The sequence below is a fragment of the Phenylobacterium sp. genome (assembly GCF_031984885.1).
Taxonomy (GTDB): domain Bacteria; phylum Pseudomonadota; class Alphaproteobacteria; order Caulobacterales; family Caulobacteraceae; genus Phenylobacterium.
This window is the reverse complement of the sequence record NZ_DAMABV010000003.1, coordinates 140586-165164: the sequence shown is the minus strand read 5'-3', so window position 1 is coordinate 165164 and position 24579 is coordinate 140586. Positions and strand designations below refer to the sequence as shown.

20 protein-coding genes are annotated in these 24579 nt (G+C 70.2%); 9 read left to right on the top strand and 11 right to left on the bottom strand.

All coding sequences use genetic code 11. The features are described from left to right. Positions 1–7 precede the first annotated feature (7 nt). A complete protein-coding gene (locus tag RTL41_RS06490; protein WP_312162527.1) occupies positions 8–2971 on the bottom strand; it encodes a TonB-dependent receptor domain-containing protein in 2964 nt (987 codons plus the stop codon). Positions 2972–3242: 271 nt separating this feature from the next. Here RTL41_RS06490 and RTL41_RS06485 point away from each other — a divergent pair, with 271 nt between their 5' ends. Together RTL41_RS06485 and RTL41_RS06480 are read left to right on the top strand one after the other, a co-directional pair. Next, entirely contained in the window at positions 3243–4883 is a 1641-nt protein-coding gene (locus RTL41_RS06485; protein ID WP_312162524.1) for a putative 2OG-Fe(II) oxygenase, read from the top strand. 131 nt (positions 4884–5014) lie between these two features. Beyond that, complete coding sequence (locus RTL41_RS06480) at positions 5015–6292, top strand: dicarboxylate/amino acid:cation symporter (RefSeq protein WP_312162522.1); 1278 nt, start codon at positions 5015–5017, stop codon at positions 6290–6292. A gap of 231 nt (positions 6293–6523) precedes the next feature. Here RTL41_RS06480 and RTL41_RS06475 read toward each other — a convergent pair whose 3' ends face one another. The 3 genes from RTL41_RS06475 to RTL41_RS06465 all read right to left on the bottom strand — a co-directional run bounded on the left by RTL41_RS06475 (position 6524) and on the right by RTL41_RS06465 (position 8828). Then, a complete protein-coding gene (locus tag RTL41_RS06475) occupies positions 6524–7564 on the bottom strand; it encodes an alpha/beta hydrolase (RefSeq protein WP_312162521.1) in 1041 nt (346 codons plus the stop codon). A 68-nt stretch (positions 7565–7632) separates the two neighbouring features. Continuing rightward, positions 7633–8610, bottom strand: coding sequence for a CorA family divalent cation transporter (locus RTL41_RS06470; RefSeq protein WP_312162519.1), 978 nt, complete (start codon positions 8608–8610; stop codon positions 7633–7635). Between the two features lie 68 nt (positions 8611–8678). After that, positions 8679–8828 carry a hypothetical protein gene (locus RTL41_RS06465; protein WP_312162517.1) on the bottom strand — a complete coding sequence of 50 codons (150 nt, stop codon included), beginning with the start codon at positions 8826–8828 and terminating at the stop codon, positions 8679–8681. Between the two features lie 318 nt (positions 8829–9146). On the opposite strand from RTL41_RS06465, the gene RTL41_RS06460 reads away from it, so the two are divergent. Further along, positions 9147–9548 (top strand): GFA family protein, encoded by a 402-nt coding sequence (locus RTL41_RS06460; protein WP_312162515.1) that lies wholly within the window; start codon positions 9147–9149, stop codon positions 9546–9548. Here RTL41_RS06460 and RTL41_RS06455 read toward each other — a convergent pair. Beyond that, positions 9545–10630, bottom strand: a complete 1086-nt coding sequence (locus tag RTL41_RS06455; protein WP_312162513.1) for a Ca2+-dependent phosphoinositide-specific phospholipase C — start codon at positions 10628–10630, stop codon at positions 9545–9547. The genes RTL41_RS06460 and RTL41_RS06455 overlap by 4 nt on opposite strands. 44 nt (positions 10631–10674) lie before the next feature. Next, positions 10675–11172 (bottom strand): NUDIX domain-containing protein, encoded by a 498-nt coding sequence (locus tag RTL41_RS06450; RefSeq protein WP_312162511.1) that lies wholly within the window; start codon positions 11170–11172, stop codon positions 10675–10677. 128 nt (positions 11173–11300) lie between these two features. Here RTL41_RS06450 and RTL41_RS06445 point away from each other — a divergent pair, with 128 nt between their 5' ends. Beyond that, positions 11301–12926: an EAL domain-containing protein gene (locus tag RTL41_RS06445; protein ID WP_312162510.1), complete on the top strand. Its 1626-nt coding sequence runs from the start codon at positions 11301–11303 to the stop codon at positions 12924–12926. Positions 12927–13023: 97 nt separating this feature from the next. After that, the gene (locus tag RTL41_RS06440; protein ID WP_312162902.1) at positions 13024–13227 is read left to right on the top strand and encodes a GNAT family protein; all 204 of its coding nucleotides are present in this window, start codon (positions 13024–13026) and stop codon (positions 13225–13227) included. 3 nt (positions 13228–13230) lie between these two features. Here RTL41_RS06440 and RTL41_RS06435 read toward each other — a convergent pair whose 3' ends face one another. Beyond that, complete coding sequence (locus tag RTL41_RS06435; RefSeq protein ID WP_312162508.1) at positions 13231–15075, bottom strand: DUF885 family protein; 1845 nt, start codon at positions 15073–15075, stop codon at positions 13231–13233. A 184-nt stretch (positions 15076–15259) separates the two neighbouring features. Here RTL41_RS06435 and RTL41_RS06430 point away from each other — a divergent pair, with 184 nt between their 5' ends. Together RTL41_RS06430 and RTL41_RS06425 are read left to right on the top strand one after the other, a co-directional pair. Next, on the top strand, positions 15260–16273 hold the full coding sequence (locus RTL41_RS06430; RefSeq protein ID WP_312162507.1) for a fatty acid desaturase: 1014 nt from the start codon (positions 15260–15262) through the stop codon (positions 16271–16273). 86 nt (positions 16274–16359) lie between these two features. Further along, complete coding sequence (locus RTL41_RS06425) at positions 16360–17991, top strand: acyl-CoA synthetase (RefSeq protein WP_312162506.1); 1632 nt, start codon at positions 16360–16362, stop codon at positions 17989–17991. A gap of 18 nt (positions 17992–18009) precedes the next feature. On the opposite strand, the gene RTL41_RS06420 is transcribed toward RTL41_RS06425, so the two are convergent. The 3 genes from RTL41_RS06420 to RTL41_RS06410 all read right to left on the bottom strand — a co-directional run bounded on the left by RTL41_RS06420 (position 18010) and on the right by RTL41_RS06410 (position 21847). Further along, positions 18010–19035: an NADP-dependent oxidoreductase gene (locus tag RTL41_RS06420; protein ID WP_312162503.1), complete on the bottom strand. Its 1026-nt coding sequence runs from the start codon at positions 19033–19035 to the stop codon at positions 18010–18012. 58 nt (positions 19036–19093) lie between these two features. Then, on the bottom strand, positions 19094–19783 hold the full coding sequence (locus tag RTL41_RS06415) for a VTT domain-containing protein (RefSeq protein WP_312162502.1): 690 nt from the start codon (positions 19781–19783) through the stop codon (positions 19094–19096). Positions 19784–19933: 150 nt separating this feature from the next. After that, positions 19934–21847: a DEAD/DEAH box helicase gene (locus RTL41_RS06410; protein WP_312162501.1), complete on the bottom strand. Its 1914-nt coding sequence runs from the start codon at positions 21845–21847 to the stop codon at positions 19934–19936. A gap of 161 nt (positions 21848–22008) precedes the next feature. Between RTL41_RS06410 and RTL41_RS06405 the strand changes: the two genes are divergently transcribed. Then, the gene (locus RTL41_RS06405; RefSeq protein ID WP_312162499.1) at positions 22009–22392 is read left to right on the top strand and encodes a hypothetical protein; all 384 of its coding nucleotides are present in this window, start codon (positions 22009–22011) and stop codon (positions 22390–22392) included. Positions 22393–22431: 39 nt separating this feature from the next. Then, positions 22432–23643, top strand: a complete 1212-nt coding sequence (locus tag RTL41_RS06400) for a TIGR03862 family flavoprotein (protein ID WP_312162498.1) — start codon at positions 22432–22434, stop codon at positions 23641–23643. Here the strand turns inward: RTL41_RS06400 and RTL41_RS06395 are convergent. Continuing rightward, positions 23633–24556 (bottom strand): mechanosensitive ion channel, encoded by a 924-nt coding sequence (locus RTL41_RS06395; RefSeq protein WP_312162496.1) that lies wholly within the window; start codon positions 24554–24556, stop codon positions 23633–23635. The two genes, RTL41_RS06400 and RTL41_RS06395, sit on opposite strands and share 11 nt — an antisense overlap. Positions 24557–24579: the final 23 nt, after the last annotated feature.

Below are 24579 nucleotides of genomic sequence, written 5' to 3'. Positions count from 1 at the left end.
TCCAGTCCTAGAAGCGCTTGCGGACGCCCACGTAGTAGGCGCGGCCCATGACGTCGTAGTTCTGTTGGTCGTAGTTGTACTCGGTGTCGCCAGCCTGCGGCGGGTTCTGGTTGAGCAGGTTGTTGACGCCAAAGCGCAGGTCGGTTTCCCACGGCAGCTTCACGCGGCCGTTCAGGTCGAAGATGTTGTAGGCCTTCACACCGCGCGCGGTGCTGGTGGGGGTGACCACCGTGGCCGAGTTCTTCATCTCGCTGATATAGCGCCAACGCAGGCCGACGCTGGCCGGGCCGCGGGTGTAGGTCGCCGAGGTGACCGACTTCCACTCCGGGTGAGCCAGACCGGCGCTGGTCTCGACAGCCTGGTTCCAGGTGCCGGCGTAGTCGTAGGTCGCCGCGTTCGGCAGGTTCTGGATCTTGAACTGGTCCAGCCAGCCGATCGAAACGTTGATCGCCAGCGAGCCGGCGTCGTCGCCCAGGCCGACATCCATCAGGTCGATGTTCCAGTCGAACTGGAAGTCGATGCCGGTGGTTTCGAACTGACCGAGGTTCTGCAGCGGCTGAACGGGGTTCAGCGGCACGCCGGACGCCGTGTTACGGGCGATCAGTTGGCAGTAGTAGTTGTTCGGATCGTAGGTCGGGTTCGAACCGCCGGCATTGTAGCAGAACTGGAACGAGTTCTTGATCGGCAGGCTGCCGACGGCGTCCTTCACCTTGATCGAGTACCAGTCGATCGACGCCGACATGCGGCTCAGCAGCGGGTGTTCGAACGGCGACTGGATGACCGCGCCGAACGAGAAGGTGTCGGCCGTCTCTTCCTGCAGGTCCGGGTTGCCGCCGGTGAGGGCGAACACCTGGGCCGTGCCGAGCTGGTAGCTGTCGATGATCGCGGTCGGAACGCCCTGGGTCAGGCAGAGCGCGCGGACCTGAGCGCCGTTCGCGCCCTGGCGGAACGACGAGCGGACGTCGCAGGGGTCGCCGTCGGTGTTGGTCGGGCCGGCGGTGCCGATCGCGACCGAGCCCGTCGAGACCGGCGCGTAGAGTTCGCCGACGCTCGGGGCGCGGATGGCGCGGTTGTAGCCGCCGCGGAAGCGCAGGCTGTCGATCACCGACCAGTCGAAGTCGACCTTGTAGGTGCTGATCGCGCCGACCGACGAGTAGTCCGAGAACCGGTAGCCGAGGTTGGTGTTCAGCTCCTTGACGAACGGCAGGTCCTTCAGGATCGGGACCAGCAGTTCGCCGAAGGCTTCGTAGGTGTCGACCGAGCCGGAAGCGTCACGCAGCACGCTGTAGCCCAGCACGTCCGAGGTGCCGTCGGGCTGGTTCAGTTGGGTGTCCGGGGTGAAGGTGTACTCGTTCGAGCGGTAGTCGACGCCGGCCGCGAAGCGGATTTCACCGGCCGGCAGTTCGAACAGGCCGCCCTGGACGCTGGCTTCCACGATGCGCTGTTCCAGCTCGTTCTGGTTCAGCGTGCGGCGGCTGATGTAGCGGATGCAGTCGGCCGACGGGGTCAGGTTGCCGAAGGGGTTCCAGCCGCCGGCGCAGTATTCAGTGCCGCCGGTGGGGCTGTTCAGCAGGCGAGCCACCGCGCCGGCGCTGGCGCCGCCGGTCTGCTCGTTGTCGAACTTGGCCTTCGAGAACGACGCGTAGGCGTCCCAGGTCCAGTCCTTGATGCCGACGTCGCCCGAGAGGCCGCTGGTGAGCTGGTAGACGGTGTACTCGTAGCGCTGGATCCGCGGCCCCAGGATGTTCAGCGCCTTGTAGAAGGTGAAGTCGGCGCCGGGGGTCGGCCGGGAGGCCAGGATCGTCCGGAATTCGGCCGGGATGAACGGGTTCGAGACCGGAACGGTCAGGCCGTAGACGTTCGAGGCCAGGGTCGGGTTCGAGATGCCGACCGACTCGTAGTCGGTGAAGGTGAACTGCGTGAAGAAGCGGAGGTTGTCGGTCAGGTCGTAGTCGATCTTGCCGAACACCGAGTAGCGGTCGAGGTCCGACTGCATCGAGGCGCCGTCATAGCCGAAGTTGACCTGCTGCTGGGTGCCGGACGCGTTCGAATTGACGATGTAGGCGTCGTTGGTTTCCGGGTCGCGGAAGTTCTGCACCCTCACGCCGGCGGTCGAGAAGATCGTCTGGTCGGTGTTGAAGCCGATCTGGCCGGTGTAGCGGCCCGCGGCGTTGCCCGGCAGGGCGGCCGTGCCGTACTGGCCGACGAACACGCCGTTGACCGCCGCCAGGGTCGGCAGGTTGGCGCCGAACAGCACCGTACCTTGCGGAATGGTCGACAGGCCCGGGGTCGAGAGGCGGAAGATGAACCAGTCGCGGGCGCTCTGCAGGGCGATGTCGCGGTTGGTGTAGTCGACCGACAGCACGGCGCGGCCGCGGCCCTCGTCGAACGCCCGGCCGGCGGTCAGCGAGACCTTGAAGGACTCGCCGTCCCCATGTTCCGAGATGCCGTACTGGCTGTCGACCGTGATGCCTTCGAAGTTGCGCTTCAGGCGGAAGTTCACCACGCCGGCGGTGGCGTCCGAGCCGTAGGCCGTCGAGGCGCCGCCGGTGATGACTTCGACGTTCTCGATCAGGGCTTCAGGAATGGTGTTGAGGTCGACCGAGCCGTCCGGGTTCGACGGCTGCAGGCGGCGGCCGTCCATCAGGATCAGCGTGCGCTTGGCGCCGAGGCCGCGCAGCGAGGCGTAGGACTGGCCGCCGTTCAGGCCGGTCGAGGTCGAGCCGGTGTTGCCCTGGCCGAACGAGCCGCTGAACTGGGGCATCTGCGACAGCGACTTTTCAACCGTCACCTGGCCGGTGTTTTCGATGGCCGCCTGGCCGACCGACACGATCGGGCTGTTGGCGACATAGTCGGGACGGGCGATACGCGAACCGGTGACGACGACTTCCTCGACCGCGACGGTCCCCCCCTCCTGCGCCTGGGCCGCGCCGCCGGCGAGCAGAGCGCCATACGCAACGCCGCCCGCCATCAACCACTTCAAAGTACTCGAATTCATCCGTCCGCCCTTGTTATGAGACGACGCACCCCTCGCGCGTCCGCACCCCAAGACGCAGGCCTGCCGAGGACCCACATGTCGGTTTTGTAATTTTCCGGATCGGGGTTCCGACGATCTGGGGAGTGCGGCTTTTGCGTCGCTTTCGGACAATCGGCGCCCACTGGACAGGCTTGGGCGGCGGTTCGCACAATGCGCGCGCATGCCCGTGCGCAGAGCGCCGCGGGCCCAGTGAACGGAACGACGCTTGCCGCCCCAGCCCGCCCAGCCGCCGCACCTCTCGCCTGCCAACGCCCAGGCGCTGCAGCAGGCCCAGGCGTTGGGCCGGGCCGGCCGCCTGGCCGAGGCCGAGCGGCTCTATCGCGCCGTACTCCAGGCCGAGCCCGGCTGCGTCCAGGCGGCCGCCGCCCTGGCCAGGCTGCTGACCGCCGCCGGGCGCGCGGCCGAGGCCGAGGCGCTCGTGCGCCCGTTCGTGCAGGGAAAGGCGATCTGGCCCGAGGCGCTGTCGGCCCGCGCAGCGGCCCTGAAGGCCCTGGACCGCAAGCCGGAGTCCCTGGCCGACTACATGCTGGCCGCGCAGCTCAACCCGGCCAGCGGCGTGGCCGCCCACAACGTCGCCTCCGGCCTCGGCGACGCCGGCCGTGATCGCGAGGCGGTGGCCGAAGCCGAGCGCGCCTTCGCGCTCGGCCTGCAGGCGCCGGAGACCTGGCTGGTCTATGGCCGCGCCCTGCAGGGGCTGCGGCGGTTCGCCGAGGCCGAAGACGCCCTGCGCCAGGCGATCGCCCGGCGACCGGCCTATGTCGAGGCGCTGCGCGACCTCTGCCAGTTGATCTGGATGCAGTCGGGCGACGCCCAGGCGGCGCTGGCGCCGATCGATGCGGCGCTGGCCGCCGTGCAGCCGGCGTCGGCCGCGGCGCTGGCGGGGGTGAAGATCCGCCTGCTTCACCATCTGTCGGGCGAGGCGCCGGCCCTGGCCTTCGCCCAGGAGGCGCTGGCGAAGTCGCCGGGCGATCCGCGCCTGGCCCTGGAAACCGCGGCCCTGTCCCTACGCGGCGCGCCCGAGCGTAGCCGCGAGCTCTGCGCCGCGGTGCTGGCCCGCAATCCGCGCGATCCGACCGCCCGCCGCGCGATGGCCCACGCCCACCTGGCGCTGGGCGAGGCCGCCGCCGCCGCGGAGGTCGCCGAGGGCTTGCTGGCCGACAACCCGATCGACCAGGAGGCCGCCGCCGCCCTGGCCACTGCCCGGCGCCTGGCCGGGGACGAGCGCTATCGCGACCTCTGGGACTACGACGCCCTGGTCCGCGCCCAGACCATCGACACGCCCGCCGGCTGGGCCAGCCTCGAGGCCTATCTGGGCGACCTGCGCGGGGCGCTGGCCGAGTTGCACGCCCTGCAGGCGCATCCGATCGAGCAGTCGGTCCGCGGCGGCGCCCAGACCTCGCAGAACCTGCTGGCGGCCGAGCATCCGGCGATCCGCGCCTTCTTCGAAGCGGTCCAGGGGCCGATCCGCGCCTATCGCGCCGCGGTCGGCCCGGGCGCGGACCTGTTCCGGGCCCGCAACCGCGGCGGCCACCGGGTCCTGGGCGCCTGGTCGGTGCGCCTGAAGCCCGGCGGCTTCCACGTCGACCACATCCACCCGCAGGGCTGGATCTCCTCGGCCTGCTACATCGACGTCCCGCAGGCCCTGGGCGCGGGCGAGGATCGCGCCGGCTGGCTGCGGTTCGGCGCGCCGCCGATTCCCACGCGCCCGACCTTGGAGGCCGAGCATTTCGTGCGGCCTCAGCCGGGCCTGCTGGCGCTGTTCCCGTCCTACATTTGGCACGGCACCGTGCCGTTCGGCGGCGACCAGGTGCGCACGACGATCGCCTTCGACGTGGTTCCGGACTGAGCCCGGCGCCCCAAAGCCTGCAGCCGGGCGACGATTTGGCATGAGGCGCCGCAGCCCGCGTGCGTCTTGTTGAAAAGTCGGAGTTTCGCGGCCCGCCGCGCCGACCGCCTTCCACGAGCCGTGAGCCGCCCATGAACCGTCGTTTCGCCCTGCTGATCGTGCTTTCCATGGTGCTGGGGGTCGGCGTCGGGTGGGCCTGCAACCAGTTCATGAGCGTGGACCAGGCCAAGCAGGCCGCCGACGGGCTGTCGCTGGTCACCGACGTCTTCCTGCGGCTGATCAAGATGATCATCGCGCCGTTGGTATTCACCACCCTGGTGGCGGGCATCGCCCACATGGAGGACGCCGCGGCCGTGGGCCGGATCGGCGCCAAGACCATGGGCTGGTTCATCTGCGCGTCGATCGTCTCGCTGCTGGTCGGGCTGATGATGGTGCACCTGCTGCAGCCGGGCGCGGGCCTGCACATGCAGACGGCGGCCGCGGCCGCCGCGCCGACCTCGGCCAGCACCGACGCCTTTACGCTCAAGGGCTTCGTCACCCACCTGGTGCCGACCTCGATCGTCGACGCCATGGCCAAGAACGAGATCCTGCAGATCGTCGTCTTCTCGCTGTTCGTCGGCACGGCGGTCGCCGCCCTGGACGACCGCGCCCCGGCCGTCGCGGTCCTGGTCGAACAGGGCGCCCAGATCATGCTGAAGGTCACCGAGTTCGTGATGAAGCTGGCCCCGCTGGCCATCTTCGCGGCCCTGGCCTCGACCATCGCCACCCAGGGCCTGTCGATGCTGGCGGTCTACGGCAAGTTCGTCCTCGGCTTCTATGCGACCATGGGCGTGCTGTGGGTGCTGCTGTTCATCGCCGGCTTCATGGTGATCGGAAAGCGCGTGGTCCCGCTGTTCGGGGTGATCCGCACCCCGGCCCTGCTGGCCTTCTCCACCGCCAGCTCCGAGGCCGCCTATCCGCGCATCCTCGACGCCCTGCCCAAGGTCGGGGTGCGCCGCCGCATCGTCTCGTTCGTGCTGCCGCTGGGGTACTCGTTCAACCTCGACGGCTCGATGCTCTACTGCACCTTCGCGACCATCTTCATCACCCAGGCGCATGGGGTGCAGCTTACGGTCCAGCAGCAGATCTTCATGCTGCTGCTGCTGATGGTGACGTCCAAGGGGATCGCCGGCGTGCCGCGCGCCTCGCTGGTGGTGATCATGGCGACCCTCACCTATTTCGGCCTGCCGGAGGCCTGGATCGCGCTGGTGCTCGGCGTCGACCACCTGCTCGACATGGGCCGCTCGGCGACCAACGTGGTCGGCAACTCGGTCGCCGCGGCGGTGGTGGCCAAGTGGGAAGGCGAACTGGAAGACATCGAAGACCAGGATCCCGACGCGCCGGGCGAGCCGGCGAAGGTCGGGGCCTAGGCGCGGACGGCCCCCTCGCGGAGCGGGCGGCCGCGAAGTCCATAGGCTTACCCAAGGGGGTATCGCCTATGAATTTCCCCCTCTGGTTCGTCATGGCCGGGCCGCCCCGGCCATCCATAGACGCCGATCCCAGGCGCGTATGGATCCCCGGCACGCCTACGCGGCCGGGGATGACGATCGGAGAAAGCGGGGGTAAGGCGACCGCGCCGGCCCCAGAGGGAGGAACCGCTCCTACTTCCAGGCGCAGACGCCGAGGCTCGCGCCGGCCTTCAGGAGCTTGTCGGCCTCGGCCTTGGGGAGCGCCCGCGAGCGGCCGGCGGCGCAGACGGCGGTGAGGTTCGAGTGTCCCGCGACGTCGAGCAGCAGTTGGTCCCAATGCCGGTACTGCACGTCATGCCCCTCGCCCGGATAGATCCGCATCTCCGCCACGTTCGGCAGTTGCGCCTTCCAGCGCTCGGCGGTGTCGGCGGTGACCAGGGTGTCGGCGGTTCCCTGATAGACGAAGGCCGGGGCCTTCACCGCCGAGAGGTCGGGAGCCGGCCCGCAATAGCGCATGATCTCGGCGACCTCGGGCGCCGGGTCGCCCATCTGGCCGCGGATGTAGAAGGCGCGGGCTCCTTCGTCATAGGCGCGGTCGGCGAAGCCGGGAATCTGGTGCGTCGGGCTGTCCTTGGGGAATCCCCACCAGGTCTTGGGGTTCTGCACCTGGGACTTCATCACGCCGGTCAGTTGCTCGGCGGTGAGCTTGCAGACGCTGTCGCCGGGCGGGCGCTGGGTGGCGGCGGCCAGCAGGTGCAGCGAGATCAGCCGCTGCGGCATGGCGGCGGCGACCTGGGCCATGTAGGGCCCGCCGCCCGAGATTGCGACGCCCGAGAAGCGCTGGACCTGCAGGTGGTCGAGCACGGCGCCGACCTCGGCCACGTAGTCGCCATAGCCCCAGCCGGCGACGATCGGGCTGTCGCCGAATCCGTTCCGCTCGACCGTGATGAACCGCAGCTTCAACTGCTTGCGCATCGACTTCAGGAATTCGGTCATCTCGAAGGCGCGGGCGCTGGTGCCTGTGCCGCCGATGAACAGCACGGGCCGGAAGCCCGCCTCGCCGGTGTCGGTGAAATGGACGGTGCGGCCGTCGGCGGTCTTCAGGCTCTGGACCGCCGCGCCGAGATCGTCGAAGGCGGTCGGAAGGTCGCCGACCCTGGCCACGCTGGGCGCCTCGGCATGGGCCGCGGTCGCCAGCAGGCAGGCCGCGAGGGTCAGGCTCAGAATCTTCAACGGCGTCTCTCCCCGATCGTTGAGGCCAGTAGGCGCCGTTCGGGACGGTTTTCCAGGGCGCCGTGGCGTCAGGACATGATCCGCAGGCGGCGCAGCAGCCAGTAGGCGCCGCCCACCACCGCCAGACAGAGCCCGCAGGCGACCGCGAAGCCGGCGGGGGAGGTCGCGAAGGGCATGCCCTCCAGGTTCATGCCAAAGGCGCCGACGATCACCGTGGGCGGGATCATCAGGCTCGACATCACGGTCAGCGCCTTCATGCTGCGGTTGGTGGCGCTGGTGATCTGGGTGTCGATCTCCTCGTGCAGCAGGCGCGCGCGCTCCTGCAGGCTGGCCGCCTCCCGGTCCAGGTCCTCGGCCTCCTGGGCCAGGCGCGGCAACTGGCCCGAGAGCTGCTCCACGCCGTGGGCCGCGCGCGGCGCGCAGGCCCGGTGCAGGGCGCTGCGCAGGCCAAGATATTCGCGATGGTCCCGCGAGAGGCCGCGCCGGGTCGGACCGAGCCTCAGCCCCTCCTCGCCGCCGTCGCCGCGCAGCATGTGATCCTCGACGCGGTCGAGCGCCTCGGCCGCGGCGTGCAGGCGCATCTCGGAAACGTCGACATAGCGTTCGATCAGCCGGATGACGGCGTCGGCCGGCGTCGCGATCGGATCGCCGCGCTCGGCCTCGCGGCGCATTTCGTCGACCACGCGCAACGCCTGGCGGCGGGCGGTGATCAGCCGACCCTCGCAGAGCGCGAACAGCAGCCGCCCTGGGGCGTTGGCGCGGCCGTCGAGGTCGCGTTCGAAGTCGGGAAGGACGCCGTAGGCCCAGGCGCCGTTGAACTGGATCTGCACCCGCTGCTCGGTGCGCAGGATCATGTCGCGCGCCGCGGCGGGCATCTCGTCCATGCCCTCCAGATGCAGCCGCGCCCGCTGGTCGCTCAAGGGGAAATGGGTCCAGACCCAGCCTTCCGGCCTGGTCAGTTCGGCCTCCAGCGTCACGTCGCTGAGCGCATGCGCGAGGCCGCCTTCGAAGGCGTAGGCCCAGAGAAAGGCGCTGGCTTGCCCCATGGATCGACGATCTCCCGAGCCTGGCTCAGGTGGTCATGCGACGCCGACGTGACAGGCCGATGACAGTCCTAGCCGGCGAGGCCGCGCAGGAAGGAAATGGTCTCGGCGGCCGCCAGCACGATCGCCCCGATGACCACCATGTCGAACGCGCGGCGCGCCCAGATCTTCACGGGATTGCGGCGCGGCGCGGGCGCCTCTTCGGCGAATGTGAACCGCATTGTGTCCTCCATCGGGACGTTCAGCCCAGTTGGAGGAGGTCGCCCGCAAATCGCAGGCCAGTATGGCGGAGAGCTATTGGGCCAGCATCGCCCAGCTCCAGAGGCCGAAGCAGGCGAACAGCAGGGTCCAGATGAAGACCCGAACGATCACCCACCCGTTCGGAGGCGGCTTCCGCGGGGACGGTTCCTCATATTGGATCGAGAAACGGGTCATGCGCTCGCAGATAACGCCGTTCCGTCAAGGTCCTGTAAACGGTTTTGGTTAGTTTCGGCGGCCTTAACCTTACCGCTCGCGTCAAGGTTTCAGCGGAGTCACCAATGCACGTCGGATCCTGCCTTTGCCGCGCCGTCCGCTTCGAGGTCGAGGGCGATCTGCCGCCGATCCAGATCTGCCACTGCGGCGACTGCCGCAAGGCGCAGGGCGGTCCGTTCGGCGCCAACATCCCGCTGGAAACGAAGAACTTCCGGCTGCTGAGCGGCGAGGCCGAGTTGCAGGCCTACGAGTCCTCGCCGGGCAAGGAGCGGGTGTTCTGCCGCCGCTGCGGCGGGCCGCTGTTCAGCCGGCTGGCCAGCACGCCGGGCGCGATGCGGCTGCGGGCCGGGACGCTGGACGCGCCGACTGGGGCGCGCCTGGACTTCCACTTCTACGTCGACTCCAAGGCCGACTGGTGGCCGATCACCGACGACCTGCCGCAGTATCCCGACGCGCGGCCGCTCTAGCGCACGGGATTGCGCCGCGCCGTCCCGCCGCCCGGCAGCTCGGCCCGGTAGGCGCCCAGGCGCGGGTCGGGGGTCATGTAGTCGGTGGAGACGTACTGGGCGCCGGCGGCGAAGGCGGCCTGCTGGCGGCTGAGGTCGCCGGTCCGGGCCTCGACCGTGTCGGCGTCGGCGCGGCTGCGGACGATGAGGCCCGCCTGGACCGCGGCGCGGATGCGCGCGGCCTGCTCCTGGGGCTCGTTGAGGGTGATGTAGCCGGCGGCGGGCGAGGCCTCGTCGATGTTCACGAACATCACCCGCCCCTCCAGCGCGCGCCGCTGGCCGCGATAGATCGCGACCTGCTCGGGCGGGGCGTCGAGGGCGAACATCACCTTGCCGCGGGCCGCCTTCAGCGTCGGCCAGGCCCCGGCCAAGGCGGCCGCACGCAGGCTGGCGCGGCGGCCCTGGACGCTGTCGGGGGTGATCAGGTCGCCGGCGGCGAAGACCGAGCGGATCTCGGCGTCGACCGCGTCCATGGCCTTGGCGTCGAAGGCCAGCGCCTCGACCGCGCCCGGAACCTCCAGGCCGCCCTCCTTCAGATTGAGCAGGATCAGGATCGGCACATGGTCGCGATGGGCCTGCGACCAGGCCGCGATCTCCTTCAGGCAGTCGGTGAAGCGCGGGCAGTTGGAGCGATAGTCGATGTCCTGGACGTGCATGACCTTCATCCCCGGCCCCTTGAGCGGCTCGAGGTCATAGGGAAGGTCGGGCGCCATCTTCATGGCCAGCGGCGCGGCGTAGCGGCCGCCGTCGGGATCGTTCAGCAGGTCCAGCTCCAGTTGCCGCGCGCCGGCGTCGAGTTGGGCCGTGAGCGGCGGATGGGCGTAGTCCAGCCCGTCGGCCTGCTTGGGATCGACCGCCCGCAGCAGGGCCATCTGCTTGGGGGCGATCGCCTGCTTGTAGGAATTGTGCGTGCCGACGGCCTGGAGGTCGTTGATCTTCAAGGCGTCCACGGCGGCGCGCGTGCAGCCGGGCTCACCCGAAGGCGCCTCCAGGTCGCAGCCGGACGCGATGGCCGCCGCAGCGGCGAGAATGGTGATGATCATGCCCCTCCCCTAGTGCGCCGACGCGGCGCCCTGATGACAGCCGCTCAGCCCGTGACCTGGGCGACGCTGATCTCCAGCGGCTCGCCGCGATGGTCGCCCCGCGCCGCCGCGCCGATCAGCTCGCAGAAGCGCTCGGGCCAGATCCGCTCGGTGGTGGCGGCGATCTCCTCCAGGCTCCACCAGCGGATGTCGTCGATGAAGTCGTGCTCGTAGACTTCCCAGCCCTCGCGCGAAGGCTCGCCGCCGTGGCAGCGCGCGACGATGTAGCTTTCCTTCAGGAGCACGGTCTCGCCGCCGACCAGCACGCTCACCGCCTCCCGGGTCCAGACCACGGGCCCCAGTTCGACGCCGTCGGTGAAGCCGGTCTCCTCGGCGATCTCGCGCAGCGCCGCCTCGAACAGGCCCTCGCCCGGCTCGACGCCGCCGCCGACGGTGAACCAGGACGAGGTGTGCGCGGGCCGATTGGGCAACCGCCCCTTGAGCAGCAGAATCCGGCCGCCGCCATCGAACAGCAGCACCCTGGCGGTAAGGCGTTCGCGCATAGGTCCTCCGAGCATCGAGCCGTGAAAGCCTAGCGGTTTGGCGCGCATATGGCGAACACCGCTCTCAACCCGAAATTAATCGGGCCGACGGAGGCTGTTGCTCCCCATGCGGGATGGAGACCTTCTCTTTGTCGTTAGCTCCCCAGCGCCTGCTCGGCTTCGCCTTCGCGAGCGCGGACCTCCTGCTGGAGCTTGCTCCGGATGGCCAGATCAGCCTCGCCATCGGGGCCAGCGAGGCCCTGTCCGGGGCGCCGGAGACGGATCTGGTCGGCCGGGCCTGGCGCGACTTCATCGACCCGCGCGACCGCATGATGGTCGAGGCGCTGCTCAGCGGCCTCAAGGACGGACGCCGCGGCGGGCCGGTCGTGGTCGGCCTGACCGGCGGTGGCTCCGCCGACGAGCGCGCGGCCACGATGAGCGCCTTCAAGATGCCCGCCAATGGCGGCGCGGTGTCCTGCGCCTTCAGCCGCGCGGCCGCCAAGAGCGCCCATGACCTGCACGACAAGGCCGCCTTCGAGACCGCGACCAGCGCCCTGATCGAGGCGGCCCGCGCCACCGGCCAGGAACTGGAGATGGCCTTCCTGGAGTTCGGCGGCCTGGCCGCGCTGCGCGAGCGCCTGGGCGCCGAGGCGTTCCTGGCGCTGGAACAACGGCTGATCGGCGGCCTGCGCTCGCAGTCGCACGGCGGCTCGGCCGCGGCCAGCCTGGGCGCCGATCGTTTCGCCCTGGTACGCCAGAAGGGCGAGGGCGTCGACGCCCTGGTCCAGCGGCTGATCGCCCTGGTGAACGCCGATCGCGATCCGGCGCTGCAGGCCCATGCGCGGCTGATGTCGCTGCAATCGACGGCCTCGCCCGCCCAACTGGCGCGGGCGATCCGCTACGCGCTGGACAACTTCATCAGCGAGGGCGTCGAGGACGGCGGCCCCCTCGACCTCAACGACATGGTCGACCGCTCGATCAAGAAGACCCTGGCCGACGTCGGGGTCCTGGGGGCGGCGGTCAACGACAAGCGCTTCCGCCTGGTCTACCAGCCGGTGGTGGACCTGAAGGCCGGCTCGGCGCTGCATCACTACGAGGTCCTGGTCCGCTTCGGCGACAGCGCCAGCCCCTATCCGATGATCCGCATGGCCGAGGAGCTCGACATGATCGAGCCGCTCGACATCGCCGTGGTCGAGGAGACGGTCGCGCGGCTGGCGGCGGAGCCCGACCTGAAGCTGGCGGCCAACGTCTCGGGCCGCACGATCGTCAGCCCCGCCTTCATCACCGCGATCCGGCAGATGCTGGCCAAGGCCCCCAGCGTCGCCGGGCGGCTGCTGCTGGAGATCACCGAGAGCGCCGCGATCGACGACCTCGCCCTCGCCGACCGCCACCTCTCCACCCTGCGCCAGGAAGGCTGCATGATCTGCCTGGACGACTTCGGCGCCGGCGCCGCGTCCCTGGCCTATCTGCAGCAACTGACCCTGGACATCGTCAAGATCGACGGCCGCTACATCCGCGAACTGCAGCATGGCGGGCGCGAGAGCACGTTCATCCGCCACCTGGTGCGCATGTGCGCCGAGCTGAAGGTCCGCACCATCGCCGAAATGGTCGAGAACGCTCAGGCCGAGGACGCGGTGCGCCGCGCCGGCGTCGACTTCGCCCAGGGCTGGCTCTACGGCGCGCCCAGCGACAAGCCGGACTTCCGCCCGCCGCCCGCCGCCGTGATCGCCAAACCCGCCGCCCGCCGCATGGGGGCGGTGGACGGCTGGGGCTGATGACGCGCTTCGAGACCGCCCGCCTGCACCTGCGGCCAAGGCGGATGAGCGACCTGGACGCCAGCATCGCCATCAACAGCGATCCGCAGGTGATACGATAGCTGGGGGCGATCTGGCCGGCCGATCGCCAGCGCGCCTCGTCGACCACGCCTTCAAGACCCTGCGCCTGCCGGCGCTGGCCGCCTGCGTGCATCCCGCGAACGCCGGCTCGCAGCGGGTGCTGGAGAAGCTTGGCCTCGTAGACGTCGGAACCTACGACGCCGGCGGCAAGGCCGAACGCCTCTACCGCCGGCTCGCCTGAGCATCAGCCGCGGGCCGACGCCACGTACTGGTCCACTACCGCCTCCAGCACGGTCAGCGGCATCGCCCCCGACAGCAGCCCGGCGTCATGGAACTGGCGGATGTCGAAGCGCTCGCCCAGGGCCGCCTTGGCCTTGGCCCGCAGGCGCAGCCATTCCAGCTTGCCGACCATGTAGCTGCACGCCTGGCCCGGCCACACGACATAGCGTTCGATCTCGGTGGTCGAGGCGGTGGTCGGCGTGCCGCTGATCTCGTTCATCGTCTCGATCGCCTTCTCGCGGCTCCAGCGCTTGGCGTGCATGCCGGTGTCGACCACCAGCCGCGCGGCGCGGAACAGCGAGGACTGGATGTAGCCGATCTCCCCGCGCGGATCGCCGTCATAGACCCCCATCTCCCGGGCCAGTTCTTCGGAATAGAGCGCCCAGCCCTCGCCATAGGCCGACAGGAAGGTGGCGCGGCGGATCATCGGCAGGTCGGCTTCCTGCTGCAGCGACAGTTGCAGGTGATGGCCGGGCACGCCCTCATGATAGGTGATCGTCGGCAGCGCCCACTTGGGATACTCGGCCGTGTCGCGCAGGTTGATCCAGTAGATTCCCGGGCGCGAGCCATCCAGGCTCGGCTGGTTGTAGTAGCCGCCCGGCGCCGCGGCCTCGATCTCCTTGGGCACGCGCTTGATCTGCAACGGCGCCTTGGGCAGCGTCCCGAAATAGTCCGGCAGGCGCTTGGTGGTCGCGGCCACCATCTCCATCAGGTCGGCGATCAGCTTTTCCTTGCCCGGATCGGTGTTCGGGTAGTGGTAGCGCCTGTCCTTGTAGAGCGCCTGGATCCGCTCGCCGACGCCACCCTTGGTCAGGCCCTGGCCGCGCAGCAGCACGTCGGCCCGCGATTGCAGGGCCTTGGCCTGATCGAGCCCGATGTCGTGGATCTCGTCGGCGGTGAGCCGGGTCGTGGTCGAGCCGTGCAGCGCGTGCTCGTAATAGGCTTCGCCGTCGGGCTGGCGCCAGACGCCGGCGTCGTGCCAGGCCCTGCCCTGGGTCTCCTTGAACAAGGCGATCTGCCGTTCCAGGGCCGGCGCGACCTTCTCGGCATAGATCCTGGCGGCCTGGCCGGCATAGTCGCCGGGGATGCCCTTCTCCTTGGCGCGCCGGGCGACCGAGGTCACCAGGCCCGAGGCTTGCGGCTGGACCAGCATGTTCTGCATCTGCGGCAGGGCGCGGGCGATGATGAAGTCCGGCGGGACGACGCCGGCGGCGATGTCCTTGCGGGCGCGCTCGACCTCCTGGTCGATGACCGCGCCGAAGTCGGCCAGGCGCGACAGATAGGCGTCGGCGTCTTCCTTGGTCTCGATGCGGTGCTGGTTGTCCAGCCAGTCCGGCGTCGACTGGTAGGCGCCGGTGAGCTGGGAGATCATGTAGGGCTGGCCGGCGCCCAGATAGCCGTAGTCGAACCGCTGGTCGGCGGCCTCTGCGGTCTCCAGGTTGAACAGCACGCTGTCGTAGTTCACGCCCGCCATGCCCGAGAGCTGCGAGCGATCGATGGCCTTCAGTTCGGCGAGCTGCGCGGTGTTCAGCGCCTTGGCCCTGGCCTTCTCGGCCAGGGAGGCGTCATCCAGCTTGAACTTGGCCTGGGCGCGGTCGCCCTTGTCGAGGCCAAGGCCGGTGACCAGTTGCGGCGAATCGTCCAGCGCCTGCTCGAAGATCTTCTCGAGGAAGGCGTTCAGTTGCGCGCTGGCGTCCGGGGCCGGCGGCGGCGCGGGCGGAGCCGGTGCAGGCGCAGCAGCCCTGGTGGCGCAACCGCCGAGGGCGAGCATCGCGCCCGCGGAAAGAAGTAGCTGTCGGCGACTGTGCATGTCCGCCCCCCAAAATGTCACAAAGTGACGCGACCCTACGGGCGCCGCCGAGCCTCCGACAAGTTATGGGCATGGCGCGCCCTGTTAATTCGCCGTAATGCGAAACCGGACTTTCAAAGCGCTGTCGCAGAACCACCGCATTCTGACGTCAGGAACACACCGCCCGTGACGGAACCTGGACCACGTGACCGACCCCAAGCCCGCCGACTGGAGCCGCAAGCTCACCGAATACAAGCGCCCGAGCTTGTCGCGCAGCCTCTTTGAGCTGGTGCTGACCGCCTCGGCCCTGGCCGCGCTTTGGGGGCTGGGCTGGGCGGCGTTCCACTTCGGCCTCTGGTGGCTGGCCCTGCTGCTCAGCGTCCCGGCCGCGATGTTCCTGGTGCGGCTGTTCATGATCCAGCACGACTGCGGTCACGGCTCGTTCTTCGAGGACAAGGCCGCCAACGACTGGGTCGGCCGCGCCATCGGCCTGCTCACCCTGACGCCCTATGACTACTGGCGGCGAACCCACGCCATGCACCACGCCACCTCCGGCAACCTCGATCGCCGGGGCCTGGGGGTGATCGAGATGCTGACCGTGGAGGAATACCTGGCCCTCTCGCCGCTGAAGCGGCTCGGCTACCGGCTCTATCGCAACCCGGCGGTGATGTTCGGCCTGGGCCCCACCTTCGTCTTCTTCCTGCAGCAGCGCGTGCCGATCGGCCTGATGAAGGAGGGCTGGCGGCCCTGGGTCTCGACGCTCGGCAACACCGCCCTGGTCGCCGCCGGCGTCGCCCTGATGATGTGGCTGCTGGGCGTGACGCCGGTGATCCTGGTCAACTTCACCACCATGGTCATCGCCGCCACCATCGGGGTCTGGCTGTTCTTCGTGCAGCACCAGTACGAGGGCGTCGCCTGGGCCCGGAACAAGGACTGGAAGCGCGACGAAGCCGCCCTGCACGGCAGTTCGCACTATGACCTGCCCCAGCCGCTGCGCTGGCTGACCGCCAACATCGGCATCCACCACGTGCACCACCTGTCCAGCCGCATCCCCTTCTACCGCCTGCCGCAGGTGCTGAAGGACCATCCGGAACTGAAGGACGTCAGCCGCATCGACCTGTGGGGCAGCTTCAAGAACGCGCGCCTGGCGCTGTGGGACGAAGCGGCCCAGCGCCTGGTCTCGTTCCGCGAAGTCCGGGGCCTGGCGCGGGCCGCCTAGCCCCTGCCCTGGGGTCAATGTTGACACCCGGCGGCGCGTGACCCCCAACTTCCTCCCAAAATACAAAGAGCGTGGGAGGAGACGTGGTGAGCGCGTGGACATTCGCTGCCGTCTGGGAGGCGATCGCCGCCAAACAGCCTGACCATCCGGCCCTGGTGCAGGGCGAGCGCGTGGTCACCTGGGGCCAGTTCGACGCCCGCGCCGACGCCCTCGCCGCGCACCTGGTCGCCAGCGGGCTTTCGGCCGACGCGAAGGTCGCCGCCTATCTCTACAACGGCCCTGAGTACCTCGAGACCTACTACGCCGCCTTCAAGGCCGGCATGGCGCCGCTCAACACCAACTATCGCTACGGCGGCGACGAACTGACCTACCTGTTCGACAACGCCGACGCCGAGGCCGTGGTCTTCCACGCCGGGTTCGCCGACACCCTGGAGCCGCTGCGCGCCAGGCTGCCGAGCGTGAAGCGCTGGATCGCCGTCGCCGAGCCCGGCCGCCCGGTCCCCGCCTGGGCCGACGACTACGAGACGGTCGTCGCCGCGCCGCCGCCCCAGCGCCCGTTCCAGGCCCCCTGGGGCCGTTCGCCCGACAATCTGGTGCTGCTCTACACCGGCGGCACCACCGGCATGCCCAAGGGCGTCATGTGGCGCCAGGACGACCTGTTCAACGTGATCGGCGCGGGGGGCCACGCCCTGATGGGCCTGCCGCCGCTGGAACGGCCCGAGGACGTCAACGGCCGGATCGGCGCCTATCCGCCGCCCATGACCCTGGTCTGCTGCCCGCTGATGCACGGCACCGGCCAGTTCTCGGCCTTCATCACCCTCAACATCGGCGGCACGGTCGCCAGCCTGCCCTCGCGCAACTTCAACGCCATGGAGCTGTGGGACGAGGCCGTTCGGCTGAAGGCCGACAACATCGTCATCGTCGGCCTCGCCTTCTCGACCCCGATGCTGGAGGCGCTGGAGGCCAATCCCGGCCGCTGGGACCTGTCGAACGTCAAGGCCATGAGCTCGTCCGGCTCGATGTGGAGCCAGGAGAACAAGCGCGGCCTGCTGAGCCACGCGCGCAACGCGATGATCATGGACTCGTTCGGGTCGTCCGAGGCCGTGGGCCTGGGCGCCTCGGCCTCGGCGCCGGGCGCGGAGGCGGCGACCGCGGCCTTCATGCTGGGCCCCAACTGCGCGGTGTTCACCGAGGACGGCCGCCGGGCCGAGCCAGGGTCGGGCGAGCGCGGCCTGGTCGCCGTCTCGGGCTTCCTGCCGGTCGGCTACTACAAGGACCCGGAAAAGAGCGCCAAGACCTTCAGGATCATGGAGGGCCAGCGCTGGAGCGTTCCGGGCGACTGGGCCGAGGTCAACGCCGACGGCACGCTGAAGCTGCTGGGACGCGGCAGCCAGTGCATCAACACCGGCGGCGAGAAGGTCTTCCCCGAAGAGGTCGAGGAGGCCCTGAAGACCCATCCCGCGGTGCGCGACGCCGTGGTCGTGGGCGTGCCCGACGCACGGTTCGGCGAGCGCATCTGCGCGGTGGTCGAGCCCGAGCCGGACGCCGGCCCGCCGACCCTCGACGACCTGGCCGCGCACGTTCGCTCCCGGCTGGCGGCCTACAAGGCCCCGCGGGAGCTGGTGGTGGTCGCCAGCATCGGCCGCGCGCCCAACGGCAAGGTCGACTACAAGGCCAGCCGCGAGCGGGCGCTGGCGGCGCTGGGGGTCGTGGCCTAGCGTCCGCCCCCGCCGCAGTCAGGCGTTCCGGGGCTCAGACGAGACCTGGACCAGCAGCTTGCCGTCGTGATCGCCGGTGAACAGCCGGCCCAGCGCCGCGCGGGCGTTCTCCAGCCCCTCGACCACGTGGACCTTCCACTTGAGCTGGTGGCTGGCGACCAGGGGCTCCAGCTCGGACAAGGCCTCGGACGCGCGGGGCAGATAGTCGATGACGATGAAGCCCTTGATCAGGATCCGGCGCATCAGCACCCGCCCGAAGTCCGTCGGCCCCGGGATCGGCCCCTCGCCGTTGTAGGTCGAGATCATCCCGCACAGCGGCATGCGGCTGTAGTTGTTCATGTGGCCGATGACGGCGTTCATCACCTCGCCGCCGACGTTCTCGAAATTGATGTCGACGCCGTTGGGGGCCAGGCGCGAGAGCGCCGCGCTCACGTCCTCGGCCTTGTAGTCGATCGCCCCGTCGAACCCGAGTTCCTGCGTCAGCCAGCGGCACTTCTCCGGGCCGCCGGCGATGCCGATCACCCGGCAGCCCTGGAGCTTGGCGAGCTGGCCGACGATCGAGCCGACCGCGCCGGCCGCCGCCGACACCACCACGGTCTCGCCCGGCTGGGGCTTGCCGATGTCGTTGAGCCCGAAATAGGCGGTCAGGCCGGTGGCCCCCAGCACGCTCATGTGGGCGGTCAGGGGCATCCCGCTGAGGTGCGGCACCCGCCGGGCCACGCCCTCGTGGACCACCGAGTAGTCCTGCCAGCCGCTGAGGCCGGCGTTGACGATGGTCCCTTCCGGCAGCCCCGCGTCGCGCGACTGCTCCACCACGCCGATCGTCCCGCCGCGCATGACGTCGCCGATCCGCACCGGCGGCAGGTACTGCTCCTGGTCGCTCATCCAGATGCGATGGGTCGGATCGAGGGAGAGGTAGATGTTGCGGACCAGAGCCTCGCCGTCCTTCAGCTCCGGCGTCACGGTTTCGACCAGCTCCAGGTCGTCAGGGCCGATCTCTCCGGCCGGGCGGTTGCGCAGGATCCACTGACGATTGGTCGGCATGAGGCTTCCTTCCCTGAGGCGAGGGATCATGAGCCCGCGCGCGGCGAGGAGTCGAGCGCTAGACCGCTGCGCGGCGGCGTTTCAGCCGGCTGGTCAGCCAGCTCAAGGCCCCCAGCGCCAGCAGCGGCAGGGCGACCTGCGGCCGCAGCAGCACGGAGGCGTCGGGGGTCGGGTCGCCGAGAAAGGCCTGGCCGAGCCCCGCACCCAGATAGCTGTAGATCAGCGAATAGGGGACCGCCCCGACCGCGGTGGCCGCGACATAGGCCCGGAACGGCGTGCGCGCGCAGCCGGCCGCCAGGTTGACCAGACCGAAGGGGCTGAGCGGCACCAGGCGCAGGGTCAGCAGGTATGTGAAGGGCGCGCGCTCAAACCCGACGATCAGCTTGCGAAACCGCCCCTTAGTCAGGAACCGGCGCACGCGGTCGCCGGCCGCGTACCGGGCCGCCAGATAGGTCATGATCGCGCCGAGCGTCGAGCCGACGATCGTCGCCGCCGTGCCGACCAGCGGCCCGAACAGGAACCCGCCCGCCAGCATCAGCACCAGGCCCACGGGCACGAAGGCCCCGGTGGCCACGGCGTAGAGCCCGATGAAGACCAGGAGCGCCGCGACCGGCGCGGCGGCCACCTCGCCGCGCAGCCGGATCTCGTTGGCCTGGATGTTGTCGAAGGAGATGTTGGCGGCCAGGCCGCTGGCGTAGAGCGCGACGGCGGCGCCGATCAGCAGCGCGGCCGGAATCCAGCGCGCCACGATCCGCAGCGTCCGTCGGCGTCCCTCATGCTCAGGCTCGCTCGTCCGCATCGCCTTCACCCTGGACCCGTCCCCTGCCCCGCCGCGGGCGGGGACGAGGGAACTACGCCATCAGAGCCTAGGACTGATTTTGTGACCAGACCAAGACGCCTAGTTGCGCTGGTCGTTGCCCTTCTTCTTCCACGGCGGCTTGCCGGCCTTGGGACCGGGCGAGCCGGGCGGCCCCTTGAAGGCGGGCTTGCCGCCTTCGCGCGGGGGGCCTTTGCGGAACGGCGGACGGTCCTCGCCGGCCGCGCCCTTGCGGAACGGCGGCTTGCCCTCGCCGGGCGGTCCCTTGCGGAAGGGCCGGTCTGCGCTCGGCGGTCCCTTGCGATGCGGCCCGCCGCGCGGCGGAGAGGTCGGGCCGCCGGGCGGGCCCGACGCCTCGATCTTGATCTCGTCGTCGACCGTCGCCTTCACGGCGGCGGCGAACTTGGCCTCGGCCTCCTTGGCGATCTCGAACTTCGTCTCGCGGTCGAAGATGCGGATCGAGCCGATGTCCTTCTTGGTGATGTGGCCCAGGCGGCAGATCATCGGGATCAGCCACTTGGGATCGGCGTTCTTGGCGCGGCCCACGGTGATGCGGAACCAGGTGACGTCCTCGGGCGCCAGCCGCGGCGGGCGGCCGACCGGGCCGTCGTCGCGATCGGACGGCTCCCAGCGATCGCCGCGCTGGGGGCGCTCGCGGTCGCGGGCCTGGGCGTCGCGCATCCGCGCGTCGTCATAGAGCTCTTCCGGCGCGGGCAGGCGCTGGCGGTAGAGCCGCATCAGCGCCGCGGCGACCTGCTCGGCGCTGCGGGTTTCCAGCACCAGGCGGGCCAGGGCCAGGTCCTCTTCGGCCGGCGCCTCGGTGAGGATCGGGTCCTCCAGCATCCGGGCCTGGTCCTTGGCGCGGATCTCGTCGGCGGTCGGCGGCCCCTGCCAGTGGACGTCGACCCCGGCCGAGGCCAGCAGTTGCTCGGCCTTGCGACGGCGGGTGTAGGGCACCAGCAGGACCGAGGTCCCCTTGCGGCCGGCGCGGCCGGTGCGGCCCGAGCGGTGCAGCAGGGCCGGCTTGTTGATCGGCAGGTCGGCGTGGATCACCAGGCCAAGGTCGGGCAGGTCCAGGCCGCGGGCGGCGACGTCGGTGGCCACGCAGACGCGGGCATGGCCGTCGCGCAGGGCCTGGAGGGCCTCGGAGCGCTCGCGCTGGCCCAGCTCGCCCGACAGGCCGACCACGGCGAAGCCGCGCTCGCGCAGGGCCGCGTGCATGTGGCGCACGCCTTCGCGGGTGTTGCAGAACACCAGCGCCCCCTGCGCCTCGAAGAAGCGCAGGACGTTGACCACCGCCAGCTCGACCTCGTTGGGGGCGACGCGGATGGCGCGATACTCGATGTCGCCGTGCGGCTCGTCGCGGCGCACGGTGTCGATGCGCAGGGCGTTGCGCTGATAGCGCTTGGCCAGGGCGGCGATGTCCTTGGCGATGGTGGCCGAGAACAGCAGGGTGCGCCGGTCGACCGGCGAGGAGTCGAGGATCTCCTCGAGGTCTTCGCGGAAGCCCATGTCGAGCATCTCGTCGGCTTCGTCGAGCACCAGGACGCGCAGGGCGCCGAGGTCGAGATTGCCGCGCTCCAGGTGATCCTTCAGGCGGCCGGGCGTGCCGACCAGAATGTGGCAGCCGGCGGCCAGCGCCCGCTGCTCGCGGCGCGGGTCCATGCCGCCGACGCAGGTTTCGACCTTCGCGCCGGACTGGCCGTAGAGCCAGCCCAGCTCCCGGCTGACCTGGATGGCCAGTTCGCGGGTGGGCGCGATGACCAGGGCCAGCGGCGGCCCCGCCTGGCCGAACCATTGCTCGGCGCCCAGCAGGGTCGGGCCGGCCGCGAGGCCGAACGCCACCGTCTTGCCGGACCCGGTCTGGGCCGAGACCAGCAGGTCGCGACCCTCGGCCTCCTCGGTCAGCACGGCGGCCTGTACGGGGGTGGGGTCTTCGTATCCCTGGCTCGCGAGCGCGCGCGCCAAGGCGGGATGAATGTCGGGGAAGGCCATGGTCGTCCTTGAAGGTTCGCGCCACACACAAAAAAGAGCGCGGGCGCGCCTTAGAGGCCAAGCAAGCGTCTACGGCAAGCCTTACAACGCGGAAATCGTGCTCCAGGGCGCAAGCGCCGCAGAAATAAACGTGCCAAGCTGCCTCTGCAAAGGGAGATGTGATGCCTGACTACGAAACCGAGATCGCCGCCGCCCTGGCGGTCACCGACGCCTTCATGACCGCGTTCAACGCCCGCGACCTGGCCGCCTTCGAGAAGACCTTCAACTTCCCCAGCGTGCGGCTCGCCTCCAACACCCTGACCGTGATCGAGCCCGGCTATCACCAGCCGCAGATGTTCGAGAAAGGCCCGCTGTCGGATTGGGACCATTCGGCCTGGGAGCGGCGCGAGGTGATCCATGCGGGGCCCGACAAGGTGCATCTGGACACCCGCTTCACCCGCTACCGCAAGGACGGCAGCGTGATCGGCGGGTTTGACTCGATCTATGTGATCACCTGCGAGAACGGCCACTGGGGCGTCAAGGCCCGGTCCAGCTTCGCGCCCTGAGGCTGGACATTTGCGGCGGAAGGGCCTCTGACCTCGCCGATGTCCACCTCGTCCAAGACCATCGCCGTGATCGGCGGCGGCCCGGCCGGCCTGATCGCCGCCGAGACCCTGAGCGCCGCCGGCGCGCGCGTGACCGTCTACGACCGCATGCCGACCCTGGGGCGCAAGTTCCTGATGGCCGGCCGCGGCGGGCTCAACCTCACCCATTCCGAAGACCTGCCGGCCTTCGTCGGCCGCTACGGCGAGGCCGCCGGGTGGCTGGCCCCGATGATCGAGGCGTTCGGCCCGTCAGACCTGATCGCGTGGGCCGAGGGCCTGGGCCAGGAGACCTTCGTCGGCTCCAGCGGCCGGGTGTTTCCCAAGGCGCTCAAGGCCTCGCCCCTGCTGCGGGCCTGGCTCGCGCGGCTGGCCGACCAGGGGGTGGACCTGCGGCTGCGGCGTGAATGGCAGGGCTGGAACGAGGCCGGCGAGCTGGTGTTCGCGGCCCAGGACGGCGCCATCGAAACCGCCGCGCCCGACGCGACGATCCTTGGCCTGGGCGGGGCGAGCTGGCCACGGCTCGGCTCGACCGGCGCCTGGGCCGCGATGCTGGCCGGCAAGGGCGTGGCCATGGCCCCGTTCCGCAGCGCCAACAGCGGGTTCGACGTCGCCTGGAGCCAGATGTTCGCCGAGCGCTTCGCCGGCGCGCCGCTGAAGAACATCGCGCTCAGCTTCAAAGGCCGCACCGTCCGCGGCGAGGCGATGGTGGCCGCGTACGGGATCGAGGGCGGGGCGGTCTACGCCCTGTCGGCCGACCTGCGCGAGGCCCTGGCCGACCAGGGCGCCGCGACGCTGGAGATCGACCTGACCCCGGACCTCAGCCGCGCCAAGCTGACCGACCGGCTGCACCGCGCGCCTGGCGGCCAGTCGACGACGAACCTGCTGCGCAAGGCCGCCGGCCTCTCGCCGCTGGAGATCAACCTGCTGCGCGAGGCCCACGGGGTCGAGCTGCCGCGCGAGCCGGGCGCGCTGGCCCGCGCGATCAAGGCCGCGCCCCTGCGGCTCGGCGCCATGCGGCCGCTGGACCGGGCGATCTCCTCCGCCGGCGGCGTCGAGCAGGCCGCGGTGGACGAGAACCTGATGCTGCGCGCGGTTCCGGGCGTCCATGTCGCCGGCGAGATGCTGGACTGGGAGGCCCCGACCGGCGGCTACCTGCTGCAGGCGTGCTTCGCCACCGGCGTCCACGCCGCGCGGGCGATCCTCAGGGCTTGACGCGCAGGCGCTCGCTGAGCCGCGGCGCGCGCTTCTTCTTCGGCGCGGCCGCCGGTTTGGCGCGCGGCGCCGGCAAGGCCGGCAACTGCTCGGCGCCGTCGGCCAGCAGGCGGCCGGCCAGCATCATGTCGGCCCGCACCGCCGCGAAATCCTGCGCCTCGACCCAACTGCGCACCGTCAGCTCCACGAAGGCTTCCGACATCGCCGTCAGCTCGACCTGGGGGGCCGGGTCCTTCAGCACCAGCGGATTGGCGTCGGCCCGTTCCTTCAGCGCGGCCATCAGCCCGGCGACGTCGCGCTTGAGGTCGATCTTGATCACGGAGTCGACGCGGCGGCGACTGTGATAGCTGGTGTTGACGATCACATCGCCGAACACCTTGCCGTTGGGCAGGACGACCTTGAGGTTGTCGGGCGTGGTCAGTTCGGTGACGAACAGGTCGAGGGCCCGGACCGTGCCGGTGCGTCCCGCCACCTCGATCACGTCGCCGACGCGGTAGGGCCGGAACAGCAGCAGCATGACGCCGGCCGCGACGTTGCTGAGCGTGCCCTGCAGCGCCAGGCCCACGGCCAGCGACGCGGCGCCCAGCACCGCCAGGATCGAGGTGGTCTGCACGCCCAACTGCTGCAGCACCGCGATGACGCCGACGACCATCACCAGGTAGCGCGCCGCCGATCCGGCGAAGCCCTGCAAGGTCACGTCCGGCGGCCCGCCGCCGTGCACGCGCGCGATCAGCCGGCGGACGAGGCGCGAAGCCCATCCCGCCGCCCACCAGGTGACGGTGAGGATCAGGACCGCGACGACGAGGTTCACGGCCAGGTCCCCCGCCGCGTCGATGAACTTGTGAAAGACGTTCTCGTCGGCCCGGAGCGTCTGGTTCAGACGGTCGGTGATCTCGCGCTCAATTCCCTGCATGGCCACCGCTTAGCACTGACGCC

Bases quoted from the DNA above. Each gene is read 5' to 3' on its own strand.
- RTL41_RS06410 (WP_312162501.1), bottom strand. From the start codon at position 21,847: ATGGCCTTCCCCGACATTCATCCCGCCTTGGCGCGCGCGCTCGCGAGC.
- RTL41_RS06450 (WP_312162511.1), bottom strand. From the start codon at position 11,172: ATGCGCGAACGCCTTACCGCCAGGGTGCTGCTGTTCGATGGCGGCGGC.
- RTL41_RS06490 (WP_312162527.1), bottom strand. From the start codon at position 2,971: ATGGCGGGCGGCGTTGCGTATGGCGCTCTGCTCGCCGGCGGCGCGGCC.
- RTL41_RS06460 (WP_312162515.1), top strand. From the start codon at position 9,147: ATGCACGTCGGATCCTGCCTTTGCCGCGCCGTCCGCTTCGAGGTCGAG.
- RTL41_RS06470 (WP_312162519.1), bottom strand. From the start codon at position 8,610: ATGGGGCAAGCCAGCGCCTTTCTCTGGGCCTACGCCTTCGAAGGCGGC.
- RTL41_RS06435 (WP_312162508.1), bottom strand. From the start codon at position 15,075: ATGCACAGTCGCCGACAGCTACTTCTTTCCGCGGGCGCGATGCTCGCC.
- RTL41_RS06480 (WP_312162522.1), top strand. From the start codon at position 5,015: ATGAACCGTCGTTTCGCCCTGCTGATCGTGCTTTCCATGGTGCTGGGG.
- RTL41_RS06405 (WP_312162499.1), top strand. From the start codon at position 22,009: ATGCCTGACTACGAAACCGAGATCGCCGCCGCCCTGGCGGTCACCGAC.
- RTL41_RS06395 (WP_312162496.1), bottom strand. From the start codon at position 24,556: ATGCAGGGAATTGAGCGCGAGATCACCGACCGTCTGAACCAGACGCTC.
- RTL41_RS06455 (WP_312162513.1), bottom strand. From the start codon at position 10,630: ATGATCATCACCATTCTCGCCGCTGCGGCGGCCATCGCGTCCGGCTGC.
- RTL41_RS06420 (WP_312162503.1), bottom strand. From the start codon at position 19,035: ATGCCGACCAATCGTCAGTGGATCCTGCGCAACCGCCCGGCCGGAGAG.
- RTL41_RS06465 (WP_312162517.1), bottom strand. From the start codon at position 8,828: ATGCGGTTCACATTCGCCGAAGAGGCGCCCGCGCCGCGCCGCAATCCC.
- RTL41_RS06400 (WP_312162498.1), top strand. From the start codon at position 22,432: ATGTCCACCTCGTCCAAGACCATCGCCGTGATCGGCGGCGGCCCGGCC.